The sequence below is a fragment of the Loktanella sp. IMCC34160 genome, from assembly GCF_004145845.1.
GTDB lineage: Bacteria > Pseudomonadota > Alphaproteobacteria > Rhodobacterales > Rhodobacteraceae > SELP01.
The window spans coordinates 291944-305767 of the sequence record NZ_SELP01000001.1; the positions used below are offsets into that span (position 1 = coordinate 291944).

Below are 13824 nucleotides of genomic sequence, written 5' to 3' on the forward strand. Positions count from 1 at the left end.
CTGCAGTGCCTAAGTTTGGCCGAACCTAGTCAAGGACACCGGCCATGTTGCAGGGAAAACGCGTTCTTCTGATTATCGGTGGCGGCATCGCCGCCTTCAAATCGCTGGACCTGATCCGGCGGCTGAAGGAACGCGGCTGCGCGGTGACACCAGTCTTGACCGCCGCCGGGGCGGAGTTCGTCACGCCCCTGTCGGTGTCGGCGTTGGCCGGGGTCAAGGTGCATGATGCCCTGTTCGATCTGACCTCCGAGGCCGAGATGGGCCATATCGAACTGAGCCGGTCCGCCGATCTTGTGGTCGTCGCCCCGGCCACGGCGGACCTGATGGCCAAGATGGCGGGCGGGCTGGCGAATGATCTTGCGTCCACCCTCTTGCTGGCCACGGACAAGCGGGTGCTGATCGCGCCCGCGATGAACGTGCGAATGTGGGACCACCCGGCGACCCAGCGTAATCTGGCAACGCTGCGCGGCGACGGGGTTCTGACCGTTGGCCCGAACGAGGGCGACATGGCTTGCGGCGAATATGGGCCGGGGCGCATGGCCGAACCGCTGGAAATCGTGGCGGCAATCGGGGCCGCGCTGGCCGATGGGCCGCTGAAGGGCAAGCATATCCTTGTAACATCTGGCCCGACCCATGAACCGATCGATCCGGTCCGCTATATCGCGAACCGGTCATCCGGCGCACAGGGCACGGCGATTGCCGCCGCCCTCGCAGCGCTGGGGGCTGAGGTGACATTCGTGACCGGCCCCGCCGATGTGCCGCTGCCGCAGGGCGTGCGGGTCGTGCGTGTGCAGACTGCCCGCGAGATGCTGGAGGCGGTGCAGGGTGCGCTGCCCGCCGATGCCGCTGTCTTTGCGGCGGCCGTGGCCGACTGGCGGGTGGCCAGTGCCTCGGCCAGCAAGATCAAGAAGGACGGCAAGGGGCTTCCGACGCTCGAATTTGCCGAGAACCCCGATATCCTTGCCACCGTCAGCCAGATGACCGAGGGACGGCCCGGTCTGGTCGTGGGGTTCGCCGCCGAAACCGACGATGTGATCGGCCACGCCACGGCCAAACGGGCGCGCAAAGGATGTGACTGGATCCTCGCCAATGATGTCAGCCCGGAAACCGGGATCATGGGCGGGACGGAAAACGCGGTGACGCTGATCACCGCCGAAGGGGCCGAAGATTGGCCGCGCATGGGCAAGGATGAGGTCGCCCGCAGGCTGGCCCAGCGGATCGCTGACGCCATCACGGTGGGTTGAAACCCACCTTACGTGCCTTGGGGGATGATGGCGTATGGTGGGTCTTGACCCACACCGCCAGTCTCAGGCCGGGACAGCCTCCAGCAATTCCCGCCAGCGGTGGCAGCTGACGCTATGCCCGTCCCCGGTGTTTTCAAGCGATGGCTCCTCGCTCCGGCAGCGGTCGATCGCATTGGGACAGCGGGTGTGGAATTTGCATCCCGACGGCTGGTTCAGGGGCGAGGGGATTTCCCCGGTCAGCTTTTGCGCGCTGCCCCGGTCGTCCGGGTCAAGCGAGGGGATCGCCGAGAACAGCGCCTTTGTGTAGGGGTGGCGCGGCGCGGCGAATAGTTTGCGCGTCGGCGCGGTTTCCACCAGCCGCCCCAGATACATCACCGCCACATGGTCGCAGGTGTGGGCGACGACCGAGAGGTCGTGGCTGATGAAAAGGAAGGTCAGGCCCAGATCGGCCTGAAGCTGTTTCAGCAGGTTCAGAACATCCGCCTGAATCGACACATCCAGCGCGGCGACGCTTTCATCCGCCACGATGAACTGCGGCCCGGCCACCAGCGCCCGCGCGATGGAGATGCGCTGCCGCTGCCCGCCGGAAAAGGCGTGTGGAAAGCGGCGCAGGTGTTCTAGGTTCAGACGGCATTTGGCGGCGATCTCGCGCACGCGTTCGTCTGTTTCGGCCCGACCCTTGGTCAGGCCCATCACTTCGAGCGGTTCGGCAATGATGTCGCGCACGGTCATCCGGGGCGACAGCGCGGCATAGGGGTCCTGAAAGATCAGCTGCGCCCGCTTGCGGTAATCCTTGAGCGCGGCCCCGTCGAGCGTGGACAGGTCATAGTCCACTTCGCCGTCCGCGTAGCGGGCATGCCCGCCCGTGATCGGCGCGGCCTTGAGAAGCGCCCGGCCCAACGTGGTCTTGCCCGATCCGGATTCGCCTACCAGCCCGAAGAATGAACCGCGTTCGATATCCAGCGAAACGCCGTTCACGGCGTTCAGGATGGTCTTGTTGAAGATGCCCTTACCGATCTGGTAGCCAACGGTCAGGTCGCGGGCGGAAATCAGGATGTCATCGGTCATTTCCCGGTCTCCTTCGGATCGTGCAGGTGGCAGGCGACGCGGTGGTCCGGGTCGATCCAGATATCCTGCGGCAGGCGGGTCTTGCACATGTCGCCCATGAACTCCTGACAGCGGGTGTGGAAGACGCAGCCCGAGGGCCGTTCCAGCGGCGAGGGGATATCGCCCGGCACCGGCACCAGCGGCGCGTCAAGATCGTCAAGCTGGGGCAGGGCGGCGATCAGCCCGCGGGTGTAGGGGTGTTTGGGGTTGCGGATTACTTCGCGCACCGGGCCTTCCTCGACCACCCGGCCCAGATACATGACGCAGACCTTGTCGGCGGTCTGCGCCACGACGCCAAGGTCATGGGTGATAAAGATGATCCCCATGTGAAATTCGTTCACGAGGTCTTTCATCAGGTCGATAACCTGCGCCTGAATGGTCACGTCCAGCGCGGTTGTCGGTTCGTCGGCGATCAGCAGTTTGGGCTTGGTCGACAGGGCCATGGCGATCATCGCCCGCTGCCGCATCCCGCCTGACAGTTCAAAGGCGAACTGGTCGATCCGTTTGGCGGGGTCCGAGATCCCCACCCGGTCCAGCATTTCAATCGACAGCGCACGGGCCTGCGCCTTGGACATGTCGGAATGCAGCATCAGCTGTTCGATCATCTGGCTGCCGATGGTGATCGCGGGGGCGAAGCTGGCCATCGGTTCCTGAAAGATCATCGAGATCGCCCCACCCCGGACGATCTTCATATCGGCGGGCCGCTTGAGCGACAGCACATCGACCTCTCCGTGGTCGTCGGTGTGCAGGGTGATCTTGCTGCCCTCGTCATAGACGGCGTTCCGGGCGTTCAGGTGCATCAGCGCCTTGGCGGTTACCGATTTGCCCGACCCGCTTTCGCCGACCAGCCCCATCACCTCGCCTTTCTTGAGCGAGAAGGACACGTCGTCCACCGCCTTGACCAGCCCCTCGTCGGTGCGGAACCGCAGCGTCAGGTTCTTTACGTCGATCAGTGAAGTCATTTGTGCGTGTCCGAATAGGGGTCTGCGGCATCCCGAAGCCCGTCGCCCACGAAGACGAAGGCCATCACGAGGGCGATGAAGAAGATCACCGGGATGAAGTACCATTGATAGTTCAGAAGGACATCGGCCGAGGTCACGTTCTGCAGCATGACGCCAAGGCTGTTGACCGGGTCCTTCAGCCCCAGCCCGATGAAGGACAGCGCCGTTTCGGACAGCACCATGTAGGGGAAGGAAATTACCAGATCGACGATGATGTAGCTGGTGAAGCTGGGCAGCAGATGCTTGCGGATCACATGGCCGGGCCGGGCGCCGCACAATTGCGCGGCCAGCACATATTCCTGGTTCCGTTCGGTCAGAAGATGGGTCCGCACCCGCCGGGCGAGCGTGGGCCAGCCGATCAGCCCGAGGATCAGGGATATGTAGAAGAACCGCGCCTCTGCCGTCATTTCAGGGGGCATGAAGGCGGCGACCGCCATGAACAGCGGGATTGCAGGGACGGTTCGGACCGCATCCGTGACCATCTGGATCACGCTGTCGATCCAGCCCCCGTAATATCCGGATATGCCGCCGATGATCAGCGCCAGAACGAAGGCGATAAAGACCCCGATTGTCCCCACCTGCATCGAGGTCCAGATCGCGTGGAGCGTTCTGCTGAAGATATCCTTGCCGCTGGAGTCGGTGCCGAAGATATGCACAAACCCGCCTTCGGTCCTTGTGGCGAACAGGTGGGTGTCCATCGGGATGACCCCGAACAGTTTGTAGTCCCAGCCCTCCTCGAAGAAGTAGATGTAGTGACGCTGTTCGGTGTCGATCTTGGTCACCCAGCGGAAGTTGGTGGCCATCGACCGTTCCCGTGTGACCCCGTAGACGAAGGGGCGGAATGAACAGCCCGCGTCGTCACAGAACTGCGGAATCTGCGGTGCGCCGTTGGTATAGTCCTTGTTCCGGCCGGCGATGGTTGGGTCGTAAGGGGACAGGAAGGGCGCGAAGATCCCCGATAGGAGCAGGGCCAGAAGAACCCAGGCGGCGATCATGGCGGCCCGCTGTTTCTTGAACCGGGCCCAGATCAGCTGTCGCTGCGACGCGGTGAAATAGGCCTCTTTCGCCTTCTGGTCGGCGCCGAATTGCGGGGTGTCGGTGGTCTGGTCAGTCATTTCGGTCACCGCATGATGGACTTGCGGACGCGCGGATCAAGCACGGCCAACAGAACGTCGGTCAGGAAGTTCAGCGTCACGATGGACGCGGTGAGAAGGAAGATGATCGCCCCGGCAAGCTGTTGGTCGTTGGAACGCGCCAGCGCCTCGATCAGAAGCGCGCCTGCGTCGGTCAGCACGAGGATCAGCGCCACGATTGGCAATTCGTTGAAGATACGGTTCAGGTCAAAGCCAAGGCTGTTGACGATCGGACCCAGTGCGTGCCGGGCCGGATAGCGCCACAGAAGCTTGCGGCCATGGACCCCGCGCGCGGCCGCGGCGGTCACGTAAAGCTTGCCCACTTCATCCGACATCAGCGCCCGAACGGTTTGCAGGGCAAAGGCGGTGGCCGACCAGCCAAGGATGAAGATCGGCAGCCACGCGTGTTTCATCAGGTCGACGAACTTGTCCCAGCCCCAGGGCGCGTCGCGGTATTCGTTTGAAAACAACCCGGTCAGCGTTTCCCCGAACCAGACCGTTGAAAACAGCATGATGACCAGCGCCAGAAGGAAGTTCGGCATGGCAAGGCCGAAGTAGCTGACGATCCGCAGGGTGTTGTTGAGGTAGGGGTTGTTGGTTGCCGCCGAGATCATGCCGACCGGGATCGCGATGGCATAGGCCAGCACGAGAGAGGCAAGGCAGATCGACAGCGACAGCCAGAATTTCGTGCCCAGAAGCTGGGCGATGTTGACCCGCAGGATACAGCTGTCGCCGAATTCGCCCTGAAAGGCGCCGACGATCCAGCTGACCCAGCGTTCCATGAAGGGCCGGTCCAGCCCAAGCCGCTGGCGCTCGACCTCGATATCCTCGACCGAAATGCCGGACCCTTGGGTGTTCTTGAAGGCAAGGTAGCGTTCGGCGCAGTCGCCGGGCACCAGTTCCATCAGGGTAAAGACAACAAGCGACACGATGATCAGCGTGATCATCGCCATGCTGGCGCGTGTCGCCACGAATTTTCCGAATTGAAGCATCTTGCGTGCGCGCCCCGTGTCCCCGTTTGAATGGCCGGTTTCGGCCTTGGTGGCGGCGGGCGAAACAGGTCGCCCGCCGCGGGTTCAAGTTGACAAGGCCGGGGCCTTATTCGTCAAGCCACCACTGGGTCGCCCGATAGGGATAGGTCCGGTAGTACTCGTAAGAGTGGGTCTTGAAGTCTGCAAAGTTCTGCAGGCTGTTGTGGTGATACAACGGCGCCGGTGCGTTGACCGTGCCGATGAACAACAGGTTCTCGACCATGTTCTTCACAAGGTTCTGACCAAGTGCTTCGAATTCGGCGCTGCCCTGAGCGGCGGACTGGAACGCGTTGATGTCGGCCATCAGCTGCTTGACATAGTCCGGCGGTTCAACGCCCGACGCGCCACCGCTGTCGACCCATTCGGCCCAGAGCATCCCGTTGCGGACGCCAAAGTAGTTTTCGAACGGCGGCACCCACAGTTCGTTGTTGCCCAGAACGATCGCCAGCGGCTGCGACTTGCGCCACATCACCACGTCAAGCTGGTTGGACGACTGTGCCGACCGGTATTCGTCCGGGGTCACTTCCTTCACCACCGACTGGACGCCGACATCGGCCCAGTATTGCGCGACCAGTTCGACGGTCTGCCCGGCGATACCCTGAGTCGAGAAGTTCATGTTCAGAACCAGTTTCTCGCCATTGGGCATTTCACGGAACCCGTCGCCGTCGGTATCGACCATGCCCATGTCATCAAGCAGGGCATTGGCCGCGGCGGGATCGTATTCCGCCTTGTAAGACAGCCATGCCTCGTCGATGAAGGCGGGCAGTGGCGAGAAGCCGACGTATTGCTGCGGGGTGCCAAGGCCGAAGAAGCCGACCTCGTTCAACTCGTCACGGTTGATCGCGACAGACATCGCCTCGCGGAACCGCAGGTCACCAAAGGTTGCCCGGCGGGCCGGATCGTCGTGGGTGACGTTGAACCCGAAGGCGCCGATGGTGATTTCAGGACGCAGGTCGATGGTGTAGTTCCCGGCTTCCTGATTTTCCAGAAGGATCGGGGCCGAAGCAAGCTGCAGCGACTGGGCCTTATAGTCCACTTCGCCGTTGACCAGCTTCAGGATCCGCACCTCGTTGTCGTTGATGTAAACTTCGTCCTGTTCCGAGATATAGGGAAGCTGCTGACCGGTCGGGTCAACCTGGAAGAAGTAGGGGTTGGCGACAAGGTGACGGCCTTCGGTGGTGTCCGTCACGTAGATGTGGCTTTCCAGCGTCGGCACGGTTGCCTTGGGCAGGCTGTCCGCGATGTCGGGACGCGACAGCATCGGCGAGGGCGTGTCCGTCCAGTCCGAGTTGCCCCAGTAGGCCTTGATCGCGTCATAGCCATTTTCGAACCCGAGGCTTTGGGCGTAGGCGTCCGCGTCCGGGTTGATGTCGGGGTGGAACTGGCCAAGGAAGTGCCGCGGCTGGAACCCCTGACCAAAGTGCGTGGCGAAGTGGGCCAGAAGGCCGGGCTTCGGCGCGGGCAGGTTGAACACCACCGTGGTTTCATCCGGGGCGTCGACGGTCATCCGTTCGCCGGCGACGGTGACATAGTCCTTCCAGGTTTCGAAGATGTTCGAATCCATGTGCAGGTTGTCATACCAGAACTTCACGTCGGCGCTGGTGAAGGGCGCGCCGTCCGACCATTTGTGGCCTTCCCGCAGATGGAAGGTCAGCTGGGTGAAGTCGTCATTCCATTCCCAGGATTCCGCGACGTTCGGCACGATGGTCTGAAGGTCGTCGGAATAGCGCACAAGGTTGACGTGGCGGACCGACAGGAAGTCCGAGGTGCCAGCCTCGGTCGCGTTCGACAGGACATCCAGCGTTCCGCCGTAACGGCCGATGCTGTCATAGGGCACCATGACCAGCGGGTTCGACGGCAGCCGGTCTTCCAGCGCCGGCAGGTCGCCGTTGCCCTGAATGCGGGCGTTCAGCGCCGCCGCATCCGGGTTCGACGAAAACGACATGTCGCAGCCTGCGGCCGCTTCGAATTCATCAAGGTTGTATTGCTGCGGGAATGCGCCTTCGGCGACCCCCTGCATATCGGCGAGGGTGATCGCCGGGCAATTGGCGTAGGCGGCTGCCGGTATCAGCAGCGAAGCTACGCCTGAAAGCAGATATTTCTTCATGTTCTCTCCTGTTGTCAGACAAGGTTGTCGTGCGGGTCTGTTGTTTTCTTTGCGACCCACCCCAAGCCGAGCCATGTCATGCTAGGGTCGGGGCGTGGTTTTCGTTAGGTCCAATTGGATCGCTGTTTCGATCCAGACTGGCCTGATCGGTCGACCGGCGCGAAGTGGTTTTGGTCCGTCACATCCCCCTTTCCTGCGACCCACCCGGTCCGGGCCGCGATGGCCGCCGGTGGCTGGTCTGCCCGGAAACTGAAACAACCGTGTGACGCCCGGGCTGCGCCACGCTGTGATTGCGCCCCGCGTTGGCGGGGCCTTCGCTTAGGGCCCTGATCGGCGGCGGGCGCCGTCGGGCGTTATCATTGTCTGGCTGAACCGGCCCTGTGCATGGGTCATCCGGTGGTCGATCAGCCGGCGGGACAGGTCCAGCAGGATCGGCCCGGCATCAGGATCATTGGCGATGTTCCGCGCCTCGCCCGCCTCTGCATGGTCGAACAGGATCTGCGGCAGGCCGCCATTGAAATGCACCAGCGTGAACCGTTCGCCGCGCAGCACCGACAGGTTGCAGCGGTCGCTGTCCAGTCCCAGATCGGCCTGCCAGCGGGTCGGGCTGATCGGATCGCCGAAATCCAGCTCGGAATAACTATGGCTACGCCAATCGGCGGGCTGCGCCCCGTCCAGAAACGGCCGCAGGCTGCGCCCGTCCATCGTATCGGGGATATCAAGCCCCAGAAGATCAAGGATCGTCGGCGTCACGTCGATGCTTTCGGTCGGGGCGTCGATTCGTGCGCCGGCATTGGCCCGGTGGTCGGGATCGCAGATGATCAGCGGCACGTGATAGGCGCTGTCGTAATAGCTCATCTTGCCCCAGCCGTGGTGGTCGCCCAGCAATTCACCGTGGTCTGCGGTCACGACCAGAAGCGTATCTTCCCACTGTCCGCTGTCCTTCAGAAAGGCGACAACGCGGCCAAGGTGGTGGTCCACCTCGGTTGCCAGCCCAAGGTAAATCGACCGCAGCATCGCGGCAGTCTCTTCCGTTTCGGGCAGATCGGGAAAACCTTCGACGTTGGACGCCAAGCTCTTCGCCGCCAGCGCCGAGGCGTTGAACGGATGCTCCGCCGCCTCGGCCTCTTTGTCGCGGGGCTGCGCAGGGTGGGGCAGCGTGGTGGGGTCATACATCCGGTTGTAAGGCGCGGGCGCGACAAGTGGCGGATGCGGCCGGATATAGGTCAGATGCGCGAACCAGCCTTTCGGCCTTGCGCGCAGGTCGTCGATCAGCCGGTTGGTCAGAAAGGCCGTGTCGCTGTCGTCCGCGCTGTAGATCGCCGGATCGTCCGGGCGGTCGCCCTTGGGCCGGAAGATATCCGGGTAGGGCGGTACATCGTAGCCCTTGGCCAGAAGATCGGCGCGCCAGGGCCAGCTTTCCTCCAGCCGCATTTCCACGGCCTCGACGAACCCCGGCATGACCTGTTCATAGGACTTGAGAACGGGATCACCTACCGCGTGAACACGCGGGTCCGCCGCGCTGTCGGTATAGCCATAAAGCAGCGGCAACCAGCCACCCTTGCGGACCTCGGTCGCGATATTCGGCGTGTCATGGGGCAGAGGGGTGCCGTTACGCACCGCCCGGTGGTTCATGGCGTATTGTCCGGTCAGGATCGACGCCCGAGAGGGGCCGCAGGGGTTAGTGACCGAATAATGCCGGTGAAACGAAACCCCTTCCGCCATCAGGCCGTTCAGTGTGGGCAGGTCAACATGACCGGCCAGCGCGCCGTGCAGACAATCCGCACGCAGCTGGTCGATGATGACGAACAGGACGTTTCGACGGTGGTGCACGTCAGCCCTCTTTAGGTGTCTTCGAATCGAAGCAAATACGCTCTGCCGAGTCGGATCAAGAAAAACGTGGATATTTGTGGGAATTTATGCGCAAATACACGCGACATGATCCAGAATGGGTGTGGAAGTGCCCGAATCTTCCTCGTTTTCCACAAATAACCGCTCTGACTCGGCGCGGTCCGGTGCCAGTGATGCGCCCGAGGCCATTCGGATTCGCGATCGGGCCGTCGAGTTCTTGCGTTCCGCAGCGCCGGTCGCGCTTGGGCATTTCCGGCAGGTGCTGGACGTCGACCACAAGGCCGACCAGAGCCCGGTGACGCGGGCGGACCGGGCCACGGAACGGGCCATCCGGGACAGCATCGCGGCGGAATTTCCCGAGGATGGCATTTTCGGGGAAGAGTTTGGACGCGTCGCTGGGGACAGCGCCGCCCTTTGGATCATCGACCCGATCGACGGCACCCGCAGTTTCATTTCCGGGCACCCGCTGTTTGGAATGCTTTTGGCCCGAATGGCGGCCGGGGTCGTGCAGGCCTCTGCCGTGGCCCTGCCGGCGGTGAATGAATTCTACGCGGCGGCGCGTGGCGGCGGGGCGGTCCTGAACGGCCAGCCGATCGCCGTCTCTAGCTGCACCGATCCGATGGCGGCGACGATCTATGTCAACGAAGGCGAACGGCTGTGGCGGACCGAACCGGACCTTCTGTCCAGGCTGATGCAGCTTGGCCAGAATCGCCGGTTTTCCTACGACTGCGCACCCTATGGGCTACTGGCCTCCGGGCATGTCGATGTGGTCGTCGATTGCGGGCTGGAACCCTATGACTACCTGCCTGTATCGCTTCTGGTGGAAGAGGCGGGCGGGGCAATCACCGACTGGCAGGGGCAGCCCTTGACGCTCGAGTCGGACGGGCGGGTGGTCGCGGCGGCAACGCCCGCGCTTCATGCGGCGCTGTTGCAGCAGGTGTTCAGCTAGCGCCGTCGATTTCCCGCAGGAAGGCCCGGATCACCGGCAGGTCACGCCGCATCGACAGGTTGACCAGCGTTTCGGTCATGGCCAGCGACATGCCCGACAGGGGCACCCGTTCGATCCGCGGGTCATAACCAAGTTCAGCTTCGGACACGAAACCGATGCCCGCACCCGAGGCGACGACCTCTCGCATGGCTTCGCGGCCCTCCACCTCGATCACTGGGGTCAGGCGCGCGCCCGCGGCCCGGGCGGCGGTTTCCAGCGCGGCCCGGGTGCGCGACCCCGTCTCGCGGAACACAAGCGGCATCTGGCGCAGGTCTGACAGGGACAGGCTGACGGTTCCGGGGGGCAGGAACCCGCGCGCGACGATTGCGACAATCGGGGTTTCGCCAAGATCGCGGCAATCAAGGTCCGGGGCCGGGTCAAGGCTGCCCAGAATGCCAATCTCGGCGTCATAATTGCGCAGGGCCGCCAGCACCTGTTGCGAATTGCCGGTGGTCAGGCGGACAAAGACATCGGGGTGCCGGGCCCGAAAGGCGCCCAGCGCGTCGGTCACATGCAGGGCCGAATCCGCCACGATCCGCAGGGTGCCCGTGACCGCCGCCCGTGCCTGTTGCAGGTGGCTGGCGATCCGGTCTTCCACCTCGAAATACTGGCGGGTCAGCAGCAGCAGGTCCTCGCCCGCAGGGGTCAGTCGCACGCGGCGCCCATCCCGCGAAAACAACAGGACATCGTGATCCTGTTCCAGCCGCTTGACCTGATCCGACAGGGCCGGCTGGGTCTGGTGCAGGGCAGCTGCGGCGGCGGAAAACCCACCGTGAACCGCCACATGGTGAAACGCCCGAAGCTGACTGTAGCGCATCTATATGCAATCCTTATAAATGGATAGGATATAAAGATTTTACATATAATGCGAAGTCCCGCAACCTGACCAGCAGTTGCCACCCGAGGGAGCGCGCTATGACCGCCTTTCCACCCCCCAAGATGGGAGAGCCCTATCTGCTGACCCCCGGTCCGCTGACCACCGCCTATGAGGTGAAGCAGGCCATGCTGAAGGATTGGGGCAGTTGGGACGATGATTTCCGCGCCATGACCCGCGATCTGCGCCGCCGTCTGCTGGACATGCTGGGCCCGGGCGGGGAAGATTTTGACTGTGTCCCGATGCAGGGGTCCGGGTCGTTCTGCGTCGAGGCGATGCTGGGCAGTTTCGTGCCCCGCGACGGCAAGGTGCTGGTGCTGGCCAACGGGGCCTATGGGCTGCGGGCGGCAACGACGCTGGACTATCTGGGCCGGGCAAAACATCTGCTGGACAAGGGCGACTACCTGCCGCCGCGTGGCGCAGAGGTGGCAGAGATCCTCGCCGCCGATCCGGCGATTACCCATGTGCTGGCGATCCATTGCGAAACCTCCAGCGGCATCCTCAACCCGATCGAGGAGATTTCAGAGGCGACCTATGCCGCTGGCCGCAAACTGTTGATCGACAGTATGTCGGCCTTTGGTGCCCTGCCGCTGGAGCCGGGCAAGATCCGCTATGAAGCCTTCGTCTCGTCGGCCAATAAATGCATCGAAGGGGTGCCGGGGTTCGGCTTTGTCATTGTCCGCAAGACCGAGATCGAGGCGGCGAAGGGCAACAGCCATTCTCTGTCGCTGGACGTTCACGCGCAATGGGCAACGATGGAAAAGACCGGCCAATGGCGGTTTACCCCGCCGACCCATGTGGTCGCGGCCTTTCTTGAGGCGCTGAAGATACATGCGGCTGAGGGTGGGGTTCCGGCCCGTGGGGCCCGCTATACCCGCAACCGCGACGTGATGGTCGGGGGGATGCGCGGCCTCGGGTTTGAAACCCTGCTGGCCGACCGCTGGCTGTCGCCGATCATCGTGACCTTCTTCTGCCCGGCAGACCCGAAATTCCACTTCCCCACCTTCTATGACCTGATGAAGGCGAAGGGGTTCATCATCTACCCCGGCAAGCTGACGGTGGTGGACAGTTTCCGCGTCGGCTGCATCGGCCGGATGGATGAACATGTCATGACGCGGGTGGTTGACGCCGCCCGCGATGCGCTGGCCGAGATGGGTGTGGAAAACGCCGCCCCGCCCGCCGCCGCGCTTGAAGAACGCAAGAAACTCGCAGCCTGAGAAGACGAAGGACCAGACCTGATGACCATTTCCACCGAGGTGACGGCGAACGACCGCACCTATCCCGCCCCCAAGACCTGCGCCATCGCGATCTGTCTGGACGGATGCGAACCTGAGTATCTCGAGGTGGCCATCGCCGAGGGGCTGATGCCCACCCTAAAGCGGATGCGCGAAACCGGGACCGACAGGCTGGCCCATTCGGTGATCCCCTCGTTCACCAATCCCAACAACCTGTCCATCGCCACGGGCCGCCCGCCCGCGGTGCATGGCATCTGCGGCAACTTCCTGTTCGATCCGGACACCGGCGAAGAGGTGATGATGAACGACGTGCGGTTTCTGCGCGCGCCGACCATCTTCAGCAAGTTCTACGAGGCTGGCGCGCGGGTCGCCATGGTGACGGCCAAGGACAAGCTGCGCGCGCTTCTCGGGTCGGGCCTGAAATTCGACGAGGACCGGGCGGTTGCATTTTCGTCGGAACGGTCGGGGACAACCACGAAGGCCGAGCACGGCATCGACAATGCCAGCGACTGGCTGGGAATGCCGGTGCCAGAGGTTTATTCGGCAGAACTGTCGGAGTTCGTCTTTGCCGCCGGGGTGAAACTGCTGCGCGAATGGCAGCCCGACATCATGTATCTGTCCACCACCGACTACATCCAGCACAAGTTTGCGCCGGATGAACAGGGGGCCAAGGACTTCTACGCGATGTTCGACCGCTACCTGACTGAACTGGACGCGCTGGGTGCCGCCATCGTGGTGACGGCAGACCACGGGATGAAGCCCAAGCACGACGAAGACGGCGAACCGGCGGTGATTTATGTGCAGGACCTGATGGACGACTGGCTGGGCAAGGACGCGGCCCGCGTCATCCTGCCGATCACCGACCCCTATGTCGTGCACCACGGCGCGCTGGGCAGTTTCGCCACCGCCTATCTGCCGGACGGGGCCGACCGCGCGGACATCATTGCCCGTCTGAAGGCCCTGCCGCAGATGTTGGAGGTTCTGACCAAGGAAGAGGCGGTCGCGACCTATGAACTGCCCGCCGACCGGATTGGTGACCTGACGATGATTTCCACCGTGAACATGACCATCGGAACCTCGGCCCACCGGCACGATCTGGCGGCGCTGAAGGAACCGCTGCGCAGCCACGGCGGGCTGACCGAACAGGAGGTTCCCTTTATCGTGAACCGGGTCATGCCCGACCTACCGACCGCCCCCGCCCTGCGGAATTTCGATGCGTTCTTCTACGCCACCCGCGCCGCGGCCCTGTAAGG

General features: G+C 63.2%; 11 protein-coding genes. 4 read left to right on the plus strand and 7 right to left on the minus strand.

Annotation, left to right across the window (positions count from 1 at the left end; all coding sequences use genetic code 11):
* The first annotated feature begins 44 nt into the window (after positions 1 to 44).
* The gene (coaBC, locus tag EU803_RS01425) at positions 45 to 1244 is read left to right on the plus strand and encodes a bifunctional phosphopantothenoylcysteine decarboxylase/phosphopantothenate--cysteine ligase CoaBC (RefSeq protein ID WP_129679070.1); all 1200 of its coding nucleotides are present in this window, start codon (positions 45 to 47) and stop codon (positions 1242 to 1244) included.
* 63 nt (positions 1245 to 1307) lie between these two features.
* Here the strand turns inward: coaBC and EU803_RS01430 are convergent, their stop codons facing one another.
* The 6 genes from EU803_RS01430 to EU803_RS01455 all read right to left on the minus strand — a co-directional run bounded on the left by EU803_RS01430 (position 1308) and on the right by EU803_RS01455 (position 9456).
* Positions 1308 to 2312 carry an oligopeptide/dipeptide ABC transporter ATP-binding protein gene (locus tag EU803_RS01430; protein WP_129679071.1) on the minus strand — a complete coding sequence of 335 codons (1005 nt, stop codon included), beginning with the start codon at positions 2310 to 2312 and terminating at the stop codon, positions 1308 to 1310.
* Positions 2309 to 3313 (minus strand): ABC transporter ATP-binding protein, encoded by a 1005-nt coding sequence (locus tag EU803_RS01435; protein WP_129679072.1) that lies wholly within the window; start codon positions 3311 to 3313, stop codon positions 2309 to 2311. Before EU803_RS01435 ends, EU803_RS01430 begins: the two co-directional genes overlap by 4 nt.
* Complete coding sequence (locus EU803_RS01440) at positions 3310 to 4467, minus strand: ABC transporter permease (RefSeq protein WP_129679073.1); 1158 nt, start codon at positions 4465 to 4467, stop codon at positions 3310 to 3312. Before EU803_RS01440 ends, EU803_RS01435 begins: the two co-directional genes overlap by 4 nt.
* 5 nt (positions 4468 to 4472) lie before the next feature.
* Positions 4473 to 5477, minus strand: coding sequence for an ABC transporter permease (locus EU803_RS01445; protein WP_129679074.1), 1005 nt, complete (start codon positions 5475 to 5477; stop codon positions 4473 to 4475).
* 106 nt (positions 5478 to 5583) lie between these two features.
* A complete protein-coding gene (locus EU803_RS01450) occupies positions 5584 to 7623 on the minus strand; it encodes an ABC transporter substrate-binding protein (RefSeq protein ID WP_129679075.1) in 2040 nt (679 codons plus the stop codon).
* A 318-nt stretch (positions 7624 to 7941) separates the two neighbouring features.
* Positions 7942 to 9456 carry a sulfatase-like hydrolase/transferase gene (locus EU803_RS01455; protein WP_129679076.1) on the minus strand — a complete coding sequence of 505 codons (1515 nt, stop codon included), beginning with the start codon at positions 9454 to 9456 and terminating at the stop codon, positions 7942 to 7944.
* 235 nt (positions 9457 to 9691) lie between these two features.
* Here EU803_RS01455 and EU803_RS01460 point away from each other — a divergent pair, with 235 nt between their 5' ends.
* Positions 9692 to 10423, plus strand: a complete 732-nt coding sequence (locus EU803_RS01460; RefSeq protein ID WP_242494251.1) for an inositol monophosphatase family protein — start codon at positions 9692 to 9694, stop codon at positions 10421 to 10423.
* On the opposite strand, the gene EU803_RS01465 is transcribed toward EU803_RS01460, so the two are convergent.
* Complete coding sequence (locus EU803_RS01465) at positions 10416 to 11279, minus strand: LysR substrate-binding domain-containing protein (protein ID WP_129679078.1); 864 nt, start codon at positions 11277 to 11279, stop codon at positions 10416 to 10418. The genes EU803_RS01460 and EU803_RS01465 overlap by 8 nt on opposite strands.
* A gap of 98 nt (positions 11280 to 11377) precedes the next feature.
* Here EU803_RS01465 and EU803_RS01470 point away from each other — a divergent pair, with 98 nt between their 5' ends.
* Together EU803_RS01470 and phnA are read left to right on the plus strand one after the other, a co-directional pair.
* Positions 11378 to 12553 (plus strand): 2-aminoethylphosphonate--pyruvate transaminase, encoded by a 1176-nt coding sequence (locus tag EU803_RS01470; RefSeq protein WP_129679079.1) that lies wholly within the window; start codon positions 11378 to 11380, stop codon positions 12551 to 12553.
* Between the two features lie 21 nt (positions 12554 to 12574).
* Positions 12575 to 13822, plus strand: a complete 1248-nt coding sequence (gene phnA, locus EU803_RS01475) for a phosphonoacetate hydrolase (RefSeq protein WP_129679080.1) — start codon at positions 12575 to 12577, stop codon at positions 13820 to 13822.
* Positions 13823 to 13824: the final 2 nt, after the last annotated feature.